Raw genomic sequence first — 19,018 nt, 5'->3', positions numbered from 1 at the left:
GGGGCCGTTGGCCCCCTTGGTTTCAGTGCCGTTGGCTCCCTGATGTCAATGCGGTTGCCCGGTGATCTCCTCCTGGGGCTTGTGTTGCCACACCGCGCCGAGCAGCAGCTTGAGCAACAGTCCGGGCGGGTTGTCCAGCAGCTTGCCGGACTCCAGCAGCAGCTGGCCATCGGCGCGAAACCCGAGGCTGGCATCGATGGTTCCATCCTCCGAGACCACCTGGATCACCCCATTGAGAGCGGAGCGCTCTCCGGGCTGACAGCGCAGCCGCAACTCGCGGGGTTCCCCCAACAGGGTGAAGGCGCGGCTCAGCGGAGGCGAATCTTCATAATCGGGCCAGTTGAAGAAGTGATACTGCTCGGCTAGGACGCCAGCCTGCTGGCAGAACTGGTCGAACAGTTGCCCGATCGCCTGATACTCCTGATCGAGTCGTCTTGCCTGCTCTTCAATCCGTTTCATTGCTTACTCCTTGTCTATCCACTTGATCAGACATTGCTTTTCTGACCCAGTGGCTGCCGTTTTCCAGATATGAGGCCAAATGGCTGCGAGGTCTGTGAGCCGGATCGAAGTTTCAGCTTGAAAACGTTATCTTGTTGAAACTGGATGATTTTTTTGCCCTTCCGCTCACATTTGAATCGATTGCCGCTGATTAATATGGCACCGCCTGGCAATGACCGGGTGCTCGACTATCGAGACTAACTACAGCGGGAATTATAAAAATATGGATATGAAAAAGACCAAAGTGGCGCTGGTAACAGCCTCACTACTCGCGCTTTTGTCTGGCTGTAATGACAACAGCTCCTCCCCCTCAACCCCCTCCACCCCTGAACCCACGGACGGCCCCATTGCCCGTCTGCCCAATGTACAACCCCCTGCAGAGCAACTGGTGGCCGGGCCCGACCAAGCGGTGATAGCCCTGGTGGATACCCAGACCAGTGCGGCCCGCGGGGTCACTGGCCCCTTCGCCAACTACAGCCTGCACCTGTGGAACAACGAGGCCTGCGACGATATCGCCGAAAGTGGCCTGAACACCAACTGGGATGACCAGAGCAAGACCCCTGAGCAAGCCGATGAATTTGGCCCGGCCTGGGTGGTGCCGCTGGCCAAAGTTGAAAAATGCATCAACTTTATCGCCCGTAACGGCGATAAGGCGAACCTCACTGGCGCAGATATGAAGGTTGACTTCACTGAGCATGCCGATCGCACCATTGCGATTGTCGCCGGCAAAAATGAAATTTTCCCCGATCGTGCTTCTGCCTTTAAAGCTGCCTTTGGCGTGGCTGGCGCCAGCGCCCATCTGATTGATGGCAACACTCTGATCTGGGCGGGCGGCGGCGATCACCCCTGGGTGCGTCTCTACTCCACCCCCGAAGGCAAGGTGGAAGCCAACGAGAACGGCGAATTTGTCTTCCCCTTTATCAACCTGAGCAAGACTGAGCTCAGCGATGAGCAAAGGCCAAATATCCGCACCTCAAAGATCGTCAAGCCTTCAAACTGCCTGCCGGCAAGGATCTGAAGCCGCTGCTCAAAGGTGAGTTGGTGGCCATGGCGGTCAATAACGATGGTCTGCTGCAAGGCGCCACCCTGGTGCAGAGCGCTGGCCTGCTCGATACACTCTATGCCAAGGAAGCGGCCAAGCTGAGCTATGGCGCCGTGGTCGAGGGTGGCAAGGTCACCTTCCGGCTGTGGGCCCCGACCGCCACCAAGGTCAAGCTGGCACTCTATGACGAAAACAAACAGGCCGTTGAAACCCGCGCCATGACCTTCGACGATGCCAGCGGTAGCTGGAGTGTAGAAGGGGGCAGCGATCTGGTCGGCAAGTACTACCGCTATGCCTTGGAGGTCTACCACCCGCTAAGTCGCCAGATTGAAAAGTATGAGGTCACCGACCCCTACGCCCTGAGCCTGGCGATGAACTCTGAATTCAGCCAGGTGGTGGATCTCAATGATGCCAGCCTGAAACCCGCGGGCTGGGATGAGCTTGAAGCCCCCCATAGCCAAAAATCCTCCGCCGATCTGGCCAAGATGGTGATCTACGAGGCCCATATTCGCGACCTGACCGGTAACGATGCATCGACCGCTGAAGAGAAACGCGGCAAATTTGTCGGCCTGACCGAATCTGACAGCAAGCCGGTCACTCATCTTAAAGCGCTTGCCAAAGAGGGTGTCAGCCACCTGCACCTGTTGCCGGTGTTCGATATTGCCACCGTCAACGAAGATCCAGCCAAAGTCGCCAATATCAGCGACCCGTTTAGCAAGCTGTGCGAGGTTAACCCTGCGGTCAAGGAGTCTGCTTACAAAGCTAACTGCAACGGGGATGCCACCATTGCCGAGGTGCTGGAAAATCTGGACCCGCGCAGTGAAGAGGTACAAGACCTTCATAGCTACATCCGCGGTCACGACTCCTTCAACTGGGGTTATGATCCGTTCCACTACACGGTGCCGGAGGGCTCTTACGCCACCGATGCCGATGGCACCACGCGGATCAAAGAGTTCCGCGAGATGGTCATGGCCATCAAGAACGACATCGGCATGAACGTGGTGATGGACGTGGTCTATAACCACACCAACGAAGCAGGCCTGAGCAGCAAATCGGTACTCGACAAGATCGTGCCCTGGTACTACCAGCGGCTGAATCAGGATACCGGCGCGGTAGAAAACTCCACCTGCTGCTCCAACACCGCCCCCGAGCATGCCATGTTCGCCAAGCTGATCGAAGATTCGCTGGTGACCTGGACCCGTGACTACAAGGTCGATGCCTTCCGCTTTGACCTGATGGGCCACCACCCGAAAGAGCAGATGGTCAAGGCGCTGGCGGCAGTGAAAGCCATTAACCCCGAGATGTACTTCTACGGCGAAGGCTGGAACTTCGGCGAAGTGGAAAATGACAAGCGCTTTGTCCAGGCCACCCAGAAGAACCTCGGCGGCACCGGCATCGGCTCCTTCTCCGATCGCCTGCGTGATGCAGTGCGCGGCGGCAGTCCGTTTGATGGCGGTGATGGCATTCGCCAAACCCAGGGCTTTGGTAACGGCGCACTTGTTGACAACAACGAGATGAGCAAGGTCGAGCTGGAAACCGCCCTGCATCAGGCAGACCTGGTCCGCCTCGGCATGGCCGGCAACCTGAAAGAGTTTGTGCTGACCGACAAGGATGGCGTGCCCAAGAAAGGGGCGGATGTCGACTATAACGGCCAACCGGCAGGTTATGCGGTCGATCCGGTGGAGATCCAGAACTATGTCTCCAAGCACGACAACCAGACCCTGTTCGATATCAACGTCTACAAGGCGACAGAAGGGGCCGATCTGGTGCGGATGCAAGCGGTCTCGCTGGCCACCGCCATGCTGGGTCAAGGTATCCCGTTCACCCATGCCGGTAGTGAACTGCTGCGATCCAAGTCGATGGAGCGCGACAGCTACGACTCCGGTGACTGGTACAACAAGCTCGACTACAGCCTGACCGACAACAACTACGACAAGGGGCTGCCACGTGCCGACAAGGATCGCGACAACTATGAGTTGATCGCCAAGGTGCTGCCGATGCACGCCAAGCCCACCCCGGAGCAGATGGCAACCATGGTCGGCTTCTACCAAGAGCTGGCGGCGCTGCGGGCCTCCTCACCGCTGTTCACCCTGGGCAGTGGCGCCGAGGTCATCAAGCGGGTCGACTTCCGCAACACCGGGCCGGATCAAATCCCGGGCCTGATCGTGATGACCATCGATGATGGCGTCAAAGCCGGTGCCGACTTCGATAAAACGAGCGACGGTCTGGTAGTGGTGATCAACGCCAGCAACGAGCGCCAGAACATCGGCAACTTTGTCGATGGCGATGATAAGCCGATCGATCTGAGTACACTGGAGCCGGTGCAAGTCACCGAGCTGGCGGGCAACCCGGCAGTGGTCGATGGCGAACTGGCCCTCGATGGCTGGTCAGTGGCGGTGTTTACCAAGCCGCAGGGCAGCGCGCAGGGCAGTGGCCTGCCGGTGGGCAAAAAGATTGACCTGAGCACTGTACCGCCGTTTGGTGAGACCGAGGTGTTTGTCCGCGGCTTCCTCGGCCAATGGGATGCTGTCAACCAGATGACCTTTACCAGCAACTTTATGTATGAGTTCAGCGTTGAGGTCACTGAAGAGCAACTGGCAAGCACCTCGCTGAAAATAGGTGGTTCTGGATGGGACACAATCAACTACGGCAAGTGTGCCGACAGTGACAAGCTGGAAGTAGGCAAGGTCAGCTCCCTTTGCTTCAATACGGGCGACCTGCCGTTCGAGGTGACCAAGGCCGGTAGCTACAAGTTTGTCTTTACCGCCATGGATAAAGCTAAACCGACCTTGAGCGTCAGCTACACCGAACCGGTGCAGAGCTGCAAGGTGCTGGACACCGTGGCCGGTAATCCGTTAGGTCACAACCTGTTTGTCAAAGGTGATCTGAATGGTTGGGGTGTCAAACCTGAGCATCAACTGAACTATAAGGGGATGGATGGTGACCTGGCTATCTATCAGGTGGTGTTTGATTACGCAGCGCCAATCGAATTCAAGTTGGCTGATGAAGATTGGAAACACGAGTACCTGTTTAACGGTGGCGATGTAATTGAGGCAGAAACCGGTTATCCGTTTGCTGCTGCCACACCGGGCTCTGGTGCCAAGAATAACAAGATCACCCTGGCGCAAGGCAAGTGGAGCTTCCTGGTGAAAGTTGACCCCACCGGTGCGGCCCCTGGTACCGGCATTATTCAGGAGTGCAGCCCCAAATAAGTGATTAGCTCTGGGGGCTGGCTCGGCGTCCCCGGGTTGAATTCCACCTTGCCAAGGGTGGGATAACTCCGAGAGAGTAAGCAAAGCGCGACTGCCGACCGGCAGGCGCGCTTTTTATTTGCCGCCACCGGATGTAAAAAAGCCGCCCTGGTTGGGGCGGCAGTGGTCGTTTCACTATTTCTGGTTGTGCGGGATCAGCGCTTGCGCAGCAGGCGCAGGGCGTTGGCAGTGACCAGCGCGGTAGCGCCGGTATCGGCCAGCACCGCAATCCATAGGCCGGTGATGCCGAGCAGGCTGGTAACCAGGAAGATGGCCTTCAGTCCCAGCGCCAGCGCAATATTCTGGTGAATATTGGCCAGTGCCGCCCGCGACAGCCGGATCATCGCAGCGATGCCGCCGAGCTGGTTGTGGGTCAGCGCCGCATCGGCGGTCTCCAGTGCCACATCGGTGCCGCCCCCCATGGCGATGCCGATACTGGCCCGCTTCATGGCGGGGGCATCGTTGATGCCATCGCCGATCATGGCAACCTTCCGGGTGCTGGCGAGTTTGGCGATCTCTTCTACCTTGTTCTCCGGCAGCAGGCCGGCGCGCCAGCCCATGCCCAGCTCGGTGGCGATCGCCTCGGCAGCGTTGGGGTTATCCCCGGTCAGCATGATGCTGTTGAGCCCGAGTCGGTTGAGCTCTTGCAGCGCGGTGGCGGCCTCTGGCCGGATCTGATCCCGCAGCGCCAGCAGGGCGACCGGCAGCGCCTTGTCGCCGTTGCTCTGGCAGAGCACCACGACGGTCTTGCCCTGTCGCTCCAGCGAAGCAATCCGGGTCTGCTGTTCCGCATTCAGGGTCGCCACCCGGCTCGGTGCCAGCAGTTGCCACAGCTCGCCGTTGATGCGCCCCTCAACACCCATACCCGGCAGGGCGCGCAGGTCGCGGGCATCGGCCAGCGTCAGCTCTTGTGCATTGGCTTGGGCCACCACGGCGCGGGCCAGCGGGTGGTGCGAACCCTGCTCGATGGCGGCCGCCAGCGCCAGCAGTTCGGTTTCCGGCTGGCCATTGAGGCTCACCAGCTCGGTCAGTTGCGGCTTGCCCAGGGTCAGAGTGCCGGTCTTGTCAAAGGCCACGGTATCGATATGGGCCAGTCGCTCCAGTGCAGCACCCCCCTTGATCAGCGCCCCCTGTCGGGTTGCCGCCGCCAGTGCGGAGGTAACCGCCGCTGGGGTGGAGATAACCAGCGCGCAGGGGCAACCGATGAGCAGCAGCGCCAGCCCGCGATAGCTCCACTCGTCCCAGCTCTGGCCGAAGGCAAGGGGCGGCACCAGCACCACCAGCAGGGCAACCAGCATCATGGCCGGGGTGTACCAGCGGCTGAAGCGGTCGATAAAGCGCTCGATGGGGGCGCGCTGGCTTTCGGCCTCCTCGATGAGGTGCAGAATGCGATCGATGGCGTTGTTGCCGGGCTCGGAGACGACTTCAAGACGCAGTACCCGATCGGCAGCCAGACTACCGGCCGGCACCTTGTCACCCTGACGGCGCTCCACCGGAATGGATTCACCGGTCAGGGCGCTCTCGTCAAACGCCCCGAGCTCATCGAGCAGACGGGCATCGGCTGCCAAGCGAGCACCCGGGGCTATTTCGATGATATCGCCGGGACGCAGTTGATCGGCACCGACCTCTTCCCGCACCTCGCCCTCGGCAGTGGTACGGATGCGCAGCGCCTTGTCGGGCACCAGCGCCATCAGAGCGGTCACCCCGGCTCGGGCGCGCCCGGCGGCGTAGGCCTCCAGATGTTCACCCAGCATAAAGAGCAGCAGCACCATGGCCGCTTCGGCGGTCTCACCGAGGAACAGGGCCCCCACAGCGGCGACCGTCATCAGGGTCTCGATGGCGAAGGGGGAGCCACTTTTGGTCAGTGCCCACGCCTTGCGAGAGATAGGCCACAGGCCCCACAGGGTCGCCAGGGTAAAGAGTGGCTGACCGAGCTCTTTCGGCAGCAGGGCGGCGACCAGCATCAGACTGGCCAGTGACAGGGGCTGCCAATATTTGCCCAAAAAGTGACTGGACACCTTGCCGACCAGATTGCCCAACAGGGTCGACTGTGACGTATGTTCGCGGCCACCTGCCTGCTTGCCAGCGCTTTCCCCCTTGAGCCGGAAACCGGCGGCCAGCACGGCGGCGGTGACGGGATCGGGGGAGAGACCTGGGGCCAGATCCACCACCAGCTTCTCGGTGGCAAACAGCACGCGCGCCTGCTGCACGCCGCTCACCCGGCTGACGGCGGTCTCGATCTTGCGGGCGCAGCTGGGGCAATCCATCCCCAATACCTGCCAGCTGTGGCGGCTGTTGCCTTGCTCCGGTGCAACCAGCGGGTCGGCAGGTGGCATATCGTGCTCATGCTCATGTTCGTGAGCTGGCGATAAGGGGGCGTTGCAGCACGCTTGATCGTGACAGCTTCCTCGGGGAGGCTCTTCATCCCCGGGTGATTCATTGCCGTCACGAGATGCGTGCTCATGAGTCGTCGGGGTTGAGCAGCAACTGACGGGCGTGGTGTTGTCGCAGCAGTGGCTATCGTGGTGATGCTCACTCTGGCCGGAGGCCGCCTTGCTGACGGCCTTGATGGGGGCGGCGGCGTGTTGATGGCTGCAGCAGGATTTGCTCATGATGAGTCCCTCTTGATGGATCCCGCCCCTGCGAGATCCCTGATTACCGAGAAGGAGTCTAAACCTTGGTGTTAAGTCCAAGGTCAACCCCTTTCATTCCCCTGATGTTATCGGGTGTTTGTGAGGACGTGACAGGCTTATACTGGATCACTGAATTTTTACTACACCCACAAAAAGGACATAACACATGAGCAACTCAGTCACTCTGCAAGGCAACCCGGTTTCCGTCGCTGGTCACTTCCCGGTCGCCGGCGAACAAGCCAAGCCCTTCTCCCTGGTGGCCAAGGATCTCGGGGACGTGACCCTGGCAAGCTTTGCTGGTCAGCGCAAAATCCTGAACATCTTCCCGAGCATCGATACCCCGACCTGCGCCACCTCTGTGCGCAAGTTCAACGAGCAGGCCAGTGCGCTGGATAACACCGTCGTGCTGTGCATCTCCGCCGATCTGCCGTTCGCCCAGTCCCGCTTCTGCGGTGCCGAAGGTCTGGACAAGGTGGTGACCCTCTCCACCCTGCGTGGCGCGGCCTTCATGGAAGATTACGGTGTGGCCTTCTCCTCCGGCCCGCTGGTCGGGCTGACCGCTCGCGCCATCGTGGTGCTGGATGGTGACAACAAGGTGCTGCACAGCGAGCTGGTCGCCGAAGTGGCCGATGAGCCGAACTACGCTGCCGCACTGGCTGTCCTGTAAGAATACCGGTTTGAAAAATCCCGTTGCGGCGGGATTTTTATGCCTGAACGACAAGGTGCAGAGGGGCCTTGGTGGTGGGCTTTGTCGACTTGGCTTTCGCAGGCGGCGCAGGTTGTGACGCGACATGAGGGCAGTGGACCGTTCAGAATTGGGTTTTACTTCTGGCTACCAGCTCACTAGACTTCGCCTCCCACTTCTTTGTTGACGTAGCGCCATGACCTTTAGCGAACTTGCCCTCCATCCCGCTCTGCTGGTCTCTTTACCCGCCACCTTACAGACGCCGACCCGCATCCAGCAGTTGGCCATTCCGGCGGCGCTGGCGGGGCAGGATCTGCTGGCGCTGGCCCAGACCGGCAGTGGCAAGACCCTGGCGTTTGGTTTGCCGCTGCTGCAGCGGCTGGATCCCGCCTCCAGCCGGGTGCAGGGTCTGGTGCTGGTGCCGACCCGCGAGCTGGCGATTCAGGTTACGGCCGCGCTTAAAGAGGGCGCCGAGGCGCTGGGGCTGCGCATCGTGACGCTGTGTGGCGGCGTTGCGCAGGAGCGGCAACAGGCCGAATTGGCGCAGGGGCCACAGCTGCTGGTCGCCACGCCGGGGCGGTTGCGGGATCTGCTGACCCAGCAACTGCTGGGGCTGGATGGTCTGCAACAGCTGGTGCTGGATGAGGCGGATCGTCTGCTGGAGATGGGCTTTGCTCCCGACATCAAGGCGCTGCTCGGCTTTATTCCGGCGGATCGCCAGACCCTGCTCTTCTCCGCCACCCTGCCTGCCGAGCTGGAGACGCTGGCTAACGGCCTGCTGCGCGAACCCACCCGCATCGAGGCCAACCCCCTCAACAGCGTGGTGAACGAGATCGAAGAGCGGCTCTATCTGGTCAACAAGAGCAGCAAGGTGCCGGCGCTCATCAGCCTGCTCAAGGAGCAGGCGTGGCCGCAGGTGCTGGTCTTTATCAGTGCGCGGGATGATGCCGACGGGGTGGCCAGAAAGCTGGCCAAGGCGGGCATTGCGGTTGCCGCCCTCCATGGCGAGAAGGAGCAGGCGGTGCGCGAGCAGGCGCTCAATGATTTCAAGGCGGGTCGGGTACGGGTGCTGGTCGCCACCGACCTGATGGCGCGCGGCATTCATGTGGAGGCGCTGCCGGTGGTGATCAATCTGGACTTGCCCGCCAGCGCCCCTGTCTATGTGCACCGCATTGGCCGGACCGCCCGGGCTGGCCGCGAGGGGCTGGCCATCTCGCTGGTCTGTCATGGCGAGAGTGACATGTTGCAAGCCATTCGAACCCTGACCGGCCGCGAGCTGCCGCTGGGCGATCTAGCCGGATTCCCGGTCACCGACCAGCCTGCCAGCGGCGAGGGCAAGCGCCCAGCCCGCGACAAGCAGGCCAATCGCCGTACTCAGGCCAAGCGTAGCGTCAAACAGTTCAAGGGCAAGCGCTGACCTAGGGGTGTGCCTTGCTCCCCATGAGCTTGTGTTTCGCCGGTTTCGGTTGCTCCCGCTGTTTTGGCCGGTGGCGGCGGCGTGAGCATATAGTGCAGATCGTGGTAACGGTCGGTGAATTTGGTAGCAGAGGCAACGCTTGTCTGGCTCGTGACCACCACGATTGATGCTCTAGAGAGCGCGCCAGTTGATAGCCTTTAAGGCTAAGCGGTAACCAGCCCTCCCATAACCCCCCTATCGAGGCGTGAATAGGCTCAGGTAGCGTGGGTCAAAAATCGGTATAAAAGACAGGTCATTGGCAACCCTGTTCCGATCACTCATCCTCTTCATCCGACGCCAGCACCAACGTCGGAATCAACTCGCCAAAGACCCGTTGCAACTCGTCACGGTTGGCTAACAGATCTTGCAGCGTATAGCTGTCCATCACTGCCAAAAATGCATCCATCGCCTCTCGCAGCGCACTCTTGAGCAGACAGACCGAGACGATGTGGCAAGCGGGAGAACCACAGTCGATCCCGTCCAGATTCCCTTCCAACGCCCGGATAACCTGCCCGATATTGATGGTGGCGGGATCGCAAGCCATGCGAATACCGCCATTCTTGCCCCGTTGGGATTGCAGATAGCCCAGCTTCACCAGCTGATTGACCACCTTCACCATGTGATTGCGGGAAACGCCATACAGTGCCGATACCTTGGCAACGCTCGACAACTCCCCTTCTGGCAGGGTGGCAAGATAGAGCAGGGCTCTCAATCCGAAATCTGTATAACTGGTTAGTCTCATAAAACCTGATTAGCCGATGCGAAAGATGGAGTATTTATTCAAATCAAATAATATCTAGGATGCCAATTATTAAATGGCATTTAATATGTCGAATTAAAATCAGGACTCTATGCTAGATCAAACTACGGTTGCCGTCATCCAAAGCACCATTCCGCTGCTCGGATCGGCAAGCCCTGCCCTCACCCAGCACCTCTACCAACGCATAACCCGGAGCTGAAAGATATCTTCAACCTGGCCATCAACGCAGTGGCGGCCAGCCGCTGGCCCTGTTCAATGCGGTCGCGGCTTACGCCAAGAATATCGACAATGTGGGGATCTCGTCGGTACGGTCGAGCGGATTGCGCATAAACATTCCGGACTCCTGATCCAGCCGGAACAATATCACATTGTGGGTAGCCATCTCTTGGCCACGCTCAAAGAATGGGGCGAAAGTGCGGTCACCGACGAGGGGCAGGGCAACGCATATGGCGTGCTGGCCGACATCATCTGGCGGGTTCCGGCCTGTCATGGCTCGGCGACAGGAACCGGACCCACAGATGCAGATCTGTGAGTCATGTTTTGGATCAATGCATCGCCTTGGCACGGGCCACTACGTTGGCCGGCATCCGGTTGCCAAGACGGTTGAGCAGACTCGCCGCCTTCTGGTGCAGCGCCTTGTCACCGATGACAGCGCCATGGAGCCAGCGATAGGCGTCCTCATAATCGAGCGGACTGCCCATCCCCTGCAGCAGCATCTCGACCCACTCGATGCGAGCGCGCAGAAAACCGAGGCTGGCCGCCTCGCGCATCAGGGTCTCGGCTCGCACCAGATCCTTCTGCACTAGGGTCCCCTTCCAGTAGTAGCGGCCCAGTTGCTCCAGCGCGGGTGCCAACCCCTGATTGGCCGCCTCCCACATATATTGCACCCCGAGCTCGGCATTGGACTTGGTGCAGACCCCCCACGCCAGCATATCCCCCCAGAGGAATTGATAGGCCGGGATCTTCATCACTGAGGCACGCGCCTCGATATCCTGAGTCAACTGACAGCGATCCCGCTTTACCTGAGTGAGATGGCGCCCCTGCTCAATCCAGTTGAGCAGTTCGTCCTGTCGATAGAGCGGTACCGCCTGCAATTTACCAACGACCAGGGGCGCGGGAGGCGCCCCCACCGCGGCAGGCTGCGCCGGTTGTGGCAGCGGCGCTCCTTCGCCACGGCTGGCGACCGGCGTGACAGGCTCGGCCGGGAGCAAGACGGGGGCAGCCTCAGAGGGCGTAGCCGTAGCAGCAGAGACAGGCACCGTTGCCACCGCAGCACTGCTTGCGGTCGGTGCCGATGCACTTGCTGCAGGCGCATCGCTCGATACGGCAGCCGATAGCGCCTCGGCCCCATAGAGGGGCGCGGTGAATGCACCGACAAGAATGAGAAGGGTAAGGGGTTTCATCATAAGGATCTCCTGCTGCACTCTGTTATCGGCACCAACTCCCATCCCCTTAGCTTGCCGAGCGGATCTCATCAATACAAAAGGGAGCCGAAGCCTGTCTCTTGATCACAACTATTGGTGCTCAAGAGACTGCGCCAGTTCGTAGCCTTCCAGGAGGGTCTGGAGTCGAAACCAGCCCTCCCATAATGCCGCTATTGAAGCCCGCCCCGTTCGTTTAGTGTCCTTCCAGCCCCCCAGCTTGGCCAGGCTCCGGTACGCCCATCTCATATCCGGCACCTTGGTTGGCAACGGCGTTTTCTCTACCTTTCGCCAAAGCAGCTTCCACCCCGTCGGGCCTATCACCGTTTCGCAGCTTTGATTCTGTGCCGATGACTCCTCGTTGATAAACCTCAATTGCAACAGACGCACCGCGATAAACGACAAGATGACGCACATCCGCTTCAGGTTATCCATGCTCTGCATCCTTAAGGTTTCTACCCGAGTGCCGGCACTCTTCCAGACCTTGTGATAATCCTCGATAAGCCAGCGCCGCTCGTAATAGCCGATAACCTTGCGGGCCTGTGCATCGTCGGTCACGGCTTCACTAGTCAGCAGGTGCCACTCCAGCCGGTCAGAGGCATCGCCCTGCTCAATGCATCCCACGTAGTAGAGCGGGATATCCGGCTCGTTACGCTTGTTGGCCGGAGCCTTTAGGGTGACTTTGGTAAACTTGATGTCGAGCACGGCCTCTCTGGCTTTTCTGCCGCCCCGCTGCGGTATTTTGACGACCTTGGTGCCGGCAGAGTGGCACTGCCGGGCATAGTCGTAGAGCTTGTGGTCATGCTCTTCGATACAGCGACTTTGCATCGAGCGCACCACAAAGCGTTGTTGGTTGCTCTGCTTGTAATGCAGATATTCGTAGATATCCGCTTCCCGGTCACAGACCGAGATAACGTTGGCCATCTGAGTGCCGAGACGGGCGGCAAAGGCCACGGATGCCTCCTCCCACTTGCGACTCTCTTTCTCCTTGTAAGGCCGGGTGGCATGCCGGTGGCTCTCTCCCCGCTTGCTGACATCACGGGTCCAGATACGCTGTGCAATCATGCCGACCACCTGCGATTTATGCGGAGCAAACAACAAGACGGAGTGAGCCAGCAGAGCGCGACTACTGCCTTGATTGGTGTGCCCCAGCTCATCATGGACGCTGGCATGGTTGAAGGTCAGGGCCGTGGTATCTTCCAGTGCCAGCAACAGGTCGTAGTCCCTGGCTAGGGCTGCGGTGGTGGCAAAGCCTGCATCAGCAATGGCATCGGCATTGACATGGTGGTTGCGAATAAAGCGATATGAGCCTTCCATGTCGGCGGGTGAGAGGGGAAGTTGTGACACGCAATCTCCGGGTTGTTGAGCAAGGGCGGTGGCGAGTTTGACGAGACGTTCAGTGCGTCTGGGGTCCTTGAGATTGGCATGGCCAAACTGGTCGAATGCCCATTGTTCGAGTTGGGTGAGATGCATATTAGAGCCGTGATAAGGGATGGCAAAAGAGTCAGATCACGGAGAAGGGAAAAGGTTCAAAAAAATCCCCAAGCGATGCTTGGGGATTTGTGTATAAGAGACAGGCCGAAGCTCCCTTGTTAGCATGGTGAACCCGCTTACTTGACGAAATCGACTCCCAGCTGGATATCGGCTTCCAGGGTGGCCAGCATGCCTGCCATCGCATCTTGCTCGAAGGCGCTCAGCTTGCCGTAATCCAGTACGGTTTCGACACCGTTCTTGCCCAGCAGCACCGGCTGCGCGAAGAAGGTGGCGTGCTCGCCATTGCCTTCCACGTAGGCGCACTCAACAACGTTGGCTTCGCCCTGCAGACCCTTGATGAGGGAGAGACCGAAACGGCAGGCCGCCTGACCCATGGAGAGGGTCGCGGAACCGCCACCGGCCTTGGCTTCAACCACTTCGGTACCGGCATTTTGGATGCGCTTGGTCATGGCAGCCACTTCTTCAGCAGTGAAGGAGGCGCCTTCAATCTGGGAGAGCAGCGGCAGAATGGTCACACCACTGTGACCACCGATCACGTTGACGCGAACCTTGTCCACATTCAGCCCTTTGGCGGCGGCGACGAAGGTCTCGGCGCGGATCACGTCCAGGGTGGTGACACCGAACAGGCGGCGCTTGTCATAGACACCGGCTTTCTTCAGCACTTCGGCGGCGATGGCGACGGTAGTGTTGACCGGGTTGGTGATGATGCCGATCAGCGCTTTCGGGCACGTGGCCGCGCACTTCTCGACCAGATTCTTGACGATACCAGCGTTGATATTGAACAGGTCGGAGCGATCCATCCCCGGCTTGCGTGCCACACCGGCGGAGATCAGCACCACATCGGCCCCAACCAGCGCAGGAGTCGGATCTTCACCACAGAAGCCCTTGATGGCAACGTCAGTCGGAATATGGCTAAGGTCTACGGCTACGCCCGGAGTGACCGGGGCGATGTCATACAGGCTCAGCTCGGAGCCGGCCGGCAAACGGTTTTTCAACAGCAGAGCGAGGGCTTGACCGATGCCACCAGCGGCACCCAGAACGGCAACTTTCATGAGCAACTCCATGTTTAAGCGTAGGTTTAAGGTTGTTTCTTGTTGTGCGCCCAACCTTAATGGATCGCCCCATAAAAAACAATCTGATAACAGTTGCAGTCACGGGTTCTGTGAGCCACGAAACACGCGGGAATAAAAATTGGAGGGGAATACAAAAAGTTGGAGGAGAAGCACAGTTTTTCTGCACTTCTCCTTACCATAAAGAGGTAGGTCTGAAGGCCTCAGGATTGGAATGCCAGCGCCCGTTTTTCACACCAGCGAAAACCAATTGTTAACAATCCATTCATCGCCAGATAAAGCCCGCCAGCCACCCCGAACACCGCCAGGGTATCGTAGGTCTGGGCATTCAACCCCTGCGCCAGACCCATGATATCCATGATGGTGATGGTACTGGCGAGGGAACTCCCCTTGAGCACCAGGATCACCTCGTTGGAGTAGGCAGGCACCAACCGCCGGGCGGCGTGGCGCACCTTCATCCAGAGGGTCTGACCGGAGGAGAAACCCAGCGCCCGGCACGCTTCCACCTCACCGGCCGGGATGGCATCGAGCGCCCCCTTGAACAACCGGGTGGAGTACGCCGCCGTATTGAAACCCAGCGCCAGTACGGCGCAGAACCAGGGCTGCTTGAGCAGTGGCCAGAGCGGGCTGGCTTTGAGCCACTCGAACTGACCCGGCCCGTAGTAGATCAGGAAGATCTGAATCAGCAGTGGCGTACCGGTAAAGATCAGCACCCACAGTTGCACCAGTTGGGTCGCCACCGGCAGGCGCAGCTCCAGCACCCAGGTCATCAGGGCCGCCACTGCGATTCCTAGCAGCAAGCTGAACAGGGTTAGCTCCAGCGTAGTGAGCAGACCGCCCAGCAGGGTAACGAAATACGCTTGCATCGATTAGCCTCCGTAGCGGCGGGTGTAGCGGGCAGCCAGCGCGAGACCGTACTCGCTCACCAGACTGATGGCCAGATAGATGAGGGCTGCGGCGGCATACCAGGTGAAGGGCTCATAGGTTCTGGCCGAAGCCATCTGCGCCTGACGCATCATCTCATTCACCCCAATCAGGGAGACCAGCGCGGTGTCTTTCAGCAGCACCAACCACTGATTGCCAAGGCCCGGCAGGGCGTGACGCCACGCCTGCGGCAACACGATACGAAAGAAGATGTGACTCTTGCCCAGACCCAACGCCAGCGCCGCCAATCGTTGCCCGGCAGGCACCGCATTGAGCGCCGCCCGCAGGGTCTGGGTCGCATAGCTGGCAAACAGCAGGGAGAGCGCCAACACGCCACAGGCGAACGGGCTGAACTCCACATACTCGCCGGTGATGAGGAACAGCACCTGGGTCGAGCCAAAGTAGATGAACAGCACCACCAACAACTCGGGCAGGCCACGGATCAGCGTGGTCAGGGTGGCCACCGGCCACACCAGCGCACGCTGTTTGCTGAGCTCGGCGGCACTGAACGCCAGTGCCAATACCATGCCCCCGACCAGTGATGCCAAGGCCAGCCCGAGGGTCATCCAGGCTGCATCCAACAACAGGCTCAACATGGCTTACTGCGCGAAGTATTTGTCGAAGATTTTCTGATAGGTGCCGTTGGCCTTGATCTCGGCCAGCCCCTTGTTCAGCTGAGTCAGCAGATCCTGATTGCCCTTGGCGACCGCGATGCCAAAGCCGGTACCGAAGTACTTGGCGTCCGTCACCGGCGTACCCACCACGGCATACTCCTTGTGCTGTTTCAGCCAGTCGGCAGCGACCGCATTATCGGCAAACACGCCATCGGTACGGCCGTTCATCATGTCGAGGAAGGCACTCTGGTAGCTGGCGTAAGGCACGGTCAGCAGACCCTTGCTCACCCAGTTATCCACCAGATAGGACTGGTGAGAGGTGCCGTTCTGCACGCCGACAGTTTTGCCGACCAGATCTTCCGGCCCCTTGAAGGCCTCTTTCTTGGCGACGAATACTGCCGAGTTTTCGTAATAGATGTCGGAGAAATCGACCTGCGCAGCCCGCTCCGGGGTCACGTCCATGGCGGCGATGGCAGCGTCATAGCGGCGGAATTTCAGGCTGGGGATCAGGCTGTCAAAGGCCTGGTTATGGAAGCTGCACTCCAGCTTGGCCTGTTCACAGATGGCGCGGGCAAGATCGATGTCAAAACCCTGAAACTCGTTCTTGTCATCCAGATATTCGAACGGTGCGTAGGTGGCCTCGGTGGCGAACTTGATCTCTTTGGCCATGACGGAGGTACTCAACAGGCCAATGGCAGCAACCAACAACAGACTCTTTTTCATGACAGCTTCCTTATCAATTCAGTATCAATGCATCAAAAATTCGGCAAACCGGCTGGTTTGCGGGGATTGGAAAATGGCGGCGGTGCCGGATTCAATGATCCGCCCCTTCTCCAGATAGATCACCTGACTGGCCACTTTGCGGGCAAAATCGACCTCGTGAGTCACCACCACCTGGGTAATGCCGGTCTGGCTCAGGGTGCGGATAATCTCGGCCACCTCCTTGGTGATCTCGGGATCGAGCGCGGCCGTCGGCTCGTCAAACAGCAGCACTTCCGGATCCATCATCAGGGTACGGGCAATGGCCACCCGCTGCTGCTGACCGCCGGAGAGGCGAGCAGGCCAGGCATCGCGCTTGTCGGCCAGTTGCAGTTGGGCCAGCAGATAGGCCCCCTTCTCGATGGCGGCCTCCTTGCTCATGCCGAGCAGCTTGACGGGCGCCTCGATGAGGTTCTCCATCACAGTGAGATGGGGCCAGAGATTGTACTGCTGGAACACCATGCCCACCTTGCGACGCAGCAGTTGGGACTGGCGGTTGAATTCGGCAGCAGAGAGGGTGTTCGGGAAAGAAAATTCATTTTCGCCAATCCGCAGAACACCCGCATCCGGGGTATCCAGCAGGTTCATCATCCGTAACAGGGAACTCTTGCCAGCACCGCTCGGGCCCAGCAATACCAAGGTTTCACCGGGAGATGTCCGAAAGCTTATCTGTTGCAGAACCTGCACCTTGTGCCAGGACTTCTCAATACCTATTAATTCAATACCCATACAGCCCAATTGAATAAGTTTTCAAAATATCATCCCGATTCTATCCCCAATAACGGTTGATGCAAGCTATTTTTGAATCAATATGCAGAACAGGCGCCGATTCCTTGCAAAAAACGGCATATGAATGCAAAATGGCCTCGCTGTTCGTATCTGCCGCCTGTGTCACACAGGCCGCCACACCTCCTCATTCGTGAGACCAAGATGAAACACAACGACAAGCAAGAAAAACTGGCCAAGGCCTTTAAAGCCTTGCTGAAAGAAGAGCGCTTTGGCTCCCAGGCAGAAATCGTCACCGCTCTGCAAGAGCTGGGCTTCGAGAACATCAACCAGTCCAAGGTATCGCGTATGCTGAGCCGCTTCGGCGCCGTTCGCACTCGCAACGCCAAGATGGAGATGGTCTACTGCCTGCCGGTGGAGTTGGGCGTGCCCACCACCTCCAGTCCGCTCAAGAATCTGGTACTGGACGTCGACCACAACGGCGCACTGGTGGTGATCCACACCAGCCCGGGCGCGGCCCAACTAATCGCCCGCCTGCTCGACTCGCTCGGTAAGGCAGAAGGGATCCTCGGCACCATCGCCGGTGATGACACCATCTTCATCACCCCAACCAGCGACACCGATATCGAAGAGCTCTACCTCTCCGCCCTCGAGCTGTTCGAACAGACCCCGTAATGGTGGCTACCGCGTCATAGCGGTCACGCCAGAACGAAAAATCCCGGCCTTGGCCGGGATTTTTGTTTTCTGCAGCTTCGTCAGGGGAGCTTATTTGCCCTGTGCCATCAAAAAACTTTCCGATGGGGCGAAAAAGGCCGCGCCGGTCACTGCCTTGGTGAAGAGCAGCAGGTGGTCGAAGTGGCTGCCCTCCCCCTTGTACATGCTGGCCAGCATGGCATTGAAGTGCTGCTGAGTTCGGCAGCAAGAGATGAAATAGAGCCCCTGCTCGCGCATGGTGCCCCAAGGCATGCTCTGGCGCAGAATCTCCATGGACTCCCCTTTCGGCGTCTTGAGGTTAACGCGCTTGATATGGGCAGTCAGCGGCTTGGCGGCAGACTCATACTCGATGTTTTCGGGCTTGGTGCGACCGATAATGTCTTCCTGCTCTTTTTGCGCCAGCTTCTCCCAGTCGCTCATGGCGTGGACCCAGCGCTGAACGTGGATGTAGGAGCCACCGGCAAACTCGCCCTCGGCCAGCAGCGCCACTTCGGCGCGATGCTCATCCTGCGGATTCTCGGTACCGTCGACGAAACCGGTCAGGTCGCGGCAATCCAGATTGCGGAAACCACGCACCTCTTCGGCCAGCTCTACCAGTCCGGCCAGCAGCGCCATCACGCGGTGACCGGCGTGATGCAGCACATCCACCCGATCGGCACGCAGCTGCACGAAGATATCAAACGGGGTGTTGGGGGCTTCCTGACCGTTGGCGGATTGCGCCATAAAGCTGCGGAACTGGGGCGGACGGGCGGCCGGGTAGAGGCCATCCCAGGCATCGGCGCCGACGGCAACCAGACCGCTGAAACCGGCCTCGGGGAAATCGGCGGCGACCGCCTGCCACAGGGCGGGCAACTTGGCCAGACGGCCGACCAGTTCGGCAGCATCGCCGGTGCGATTGAACATCAGATAGAGGGCGTGCAGATTCGGCTCTGCGCAGATCCCGGCTTGGGCTTTCATATATCTCTCCCCTG

General features: G+C 59.4%; 14 protein-coding genes and 2 pseudogenes. 5 read left to right on the top strand and 11 right to left on the bottom strand.

Annotated elements, in window-relative coordinates; genetic code table 11:
- Positions 1–45: 45 nt before the first annotated feature.
- Positions 46–459, bottom strand: a complete 414-nt coding sequence (locus tag NMD14_03805; GenBank protein XEI33565.1) for a hypothetical protein — start codon at positions 457–459, stop codon at positions 46–48.
- 262 nt (positions 460–721) lie between these two features.
- Here NMD14_03805 and pulA point away from each other — a divergent pair.
- Positions 722–4,752 (top strand): annotated as a pseudogene (gene pulA, locus NMD14_03800) (pullulanase-type alpha-1,6-glucosidase).
- Between the two features lie 194 nt (positions 4,753–4,946).
- Here pulA and NMD14_03795 read toward each other — a convergent pair.
- Positions 4,947–7,403 (bottom strand): zinc/cadmium/mercury/lead-transporting ATPase, encoded by a 2,457-nt coding sequence (locus NMD14_03795; protein XEI33564.1) that lies wholly within the window; start codon positions 7,401–7,403, stop codon positions 4,947–4,949.
- A gap of 187 nt (positions 7,404–7,590) precedes the next feature.
- On the opposite strand from NMD14_03795, the gene tpx reads away from it, so the two are divergent.
- Together tpx and NMD14_03785 are read left to right on the top strand one after the other, a co-directional pair.
- The gene (gene tpx / locus NMD14_03790; GenBank protein XEI33563.1) at positions 7,591–8,091 is read left to right on the top strand and encodes a thiol peroxidase; all 501 of its coding nucleotides are present in this window, start codon (positions 7,591–7,593) and stop codon (positions 8,089–8,091) included.
- A 214-nt stretch (positions 8,092–8,305) separates the two neighbouring features.
- Entirely contained in the window at positions 8,306–9,526 is a 1,221-nt protein-coding gene (locus NMD14_03785) for a DEAD/DEAH box helicase (GenBank protein ID XEI33562.1), read from the top strand.
- A gap of 313 nt (positions 9,527–9,839) precedes the next feature.
- Here NMD14_03785 and NMD14_03780 read toward each other — a convergent pair whose 3' ends face one another.
- A complete protein-coding gene (locus tag NMD14_03780; protein ID XEI33561.1) occupies positions 9,840–10,307 on the bottom strand; it encodes an Rrf2 family transcriptional regulator in 468 nt (155 codons plus the stop codon).
- 109 nt (positions 10,308–10,416) lie between these two features.
- Here NMD14_03780 and NMD14_03775 point away from each other — a divergent pair.
- A pseudogene (locus tag NMD14_03775) lies at positions 10,417–10,791 on the top strand (globin domain-containing protein).
- A gap of 79 nt (positions 10,792–10,870) precedes the next feature.
- Here NMD14_03775 and NMD14_03770 read toward each other — a convergent pair.
- The 7 genes from NMD14_03770 to NMD14_03740 form a co-directional block, all read right to left on the bottom strand.
- A complete protein-coding gene (locus tag NMD14_03770; GenBank protein ID XEI34708.1) occupies positions 10,871–11,455 on the bottom strand; it encodes a flagellar protein MotX in 585 nt (194 codons plus the stop codon).
- A 384-nt stretch (positions 11,456–11,839) separates the two neighbouring features.
- Positions 11,840–13,219, bottom strand: coding sequence for an IS4 family transposase (locus NMD14_03765; GenBank protein ID XEI33560.1), 1,380 nt, complete (start codon positions 13,217–13,219; stop codon positions 11,840–11,842).
- A gap of 137 nt (positions 13,220–13,356) precedes the next feature.
- Complete coding sequence (mdh, locus tag NMD14_03760; GenBank protein XEI33559.1) at positions 13,357–14,292, bottom strand: malate dehydrogenase; 936 nt, start codon at positions 14,290–14,292, stop codon at positions 13,357–13,359.
- A 221-nt stretch (positions 14,293–14,513) separates the two neighbouring features.
- Positions 14,514–15,176: an arginine ABC transporter permease ArtM gene (artM, locus tag NMD14_03755; GenBank protein XEI33558.1), complete on the bottom strand. Its 663-nt coding sequence runs from the start codon at positions 15,174–15,176 to the stop codon at positions 14,514–14,516.
- A gap of 3 nt (positions 15,177–15,179) precedes the next feature.
- Positions 15,180–15,830 (bottom strand): arginine ABC transporter permease ArtQ, encoded by a 651-nt coding sequence (gene artQ / locus NMD14_03750; GenBank protein ID XEI33557.1) that lies wholly within the window; start codon positions 15,828–15,830, stop codon positions 15,180–15,182.
- A 3-nt stretch (positions 15,831–15,833) separates the two neighbouring features.
- On the bottom strand, positions 15,834–16,571 hold the full coding sequence (locus tag NMD14_03745; protein ID XEI33556.1) for a lysine/arginine/ornithine ABC transporter substrate-binding protein: 738 nt from the start codon (positions 16,569–16,571) through the stop codon (positions 15,834–15,836).
- 24 nt (positions 16,572–16,595) lie between these two features.
- Positions 16,596–17,336, bottom strand: coding sequence for an ATP-binding cassette domain-containing protein (locus NMD14_03740; protein ID XEI33555.1), 741 nt, complete (start codon positions 17,334–17,336; stop codon positions 16,596–16,598).
- Between the two features lie 201 nt (positions 17,337–17,537).
- Between NMD14_03740 and argR the strand changes: the two genes are divergently transcribed.
- Positions 17,538–18,008, top strand: coding sequence for a transcriptional regulator ArgR (gene argR, locus NMD14_03735; GenBank protein XEI33554.1), 471 nt, complete (start codon positions 17,538–17,540; stop codon positions 18,006–18,008).
- A gap of 90 nt (positions 18,009–18,098) precedes the next feature.
- On the opposite strand, the gene NMD14_03730 is transcribed toward argR, so the two are convergent.
- Positions 18,099–19,004, bottom strand: a complete 906-nt coding sequence (locus tag NMD14_03730) for a Dyp-type peroxidase (GenBank protein XEI33553.1) — start codon at positions 19,002–19,004, stop codon at positions 18,099–18,101.
- Between the last annotated feature and the right edge of the window lie 14 nt (positions 19,005–19,018).

This window comes from Aeromonas veronii (assembly GCA_041319085.1).
In the GTDB taxonomy this organism is placed as follows: Bacteria; Pseudomonadota; Gammaproteobacteria; order Enterobacterales; family Aeromonadaceae; genus Aeromonas; species Aeromonas veronii_F.
The sequence above is the reverse complement of the archived record's forward strand: the minus strand, read 5'-3'. Positions and strand labels throughout refer to the sequence as shown.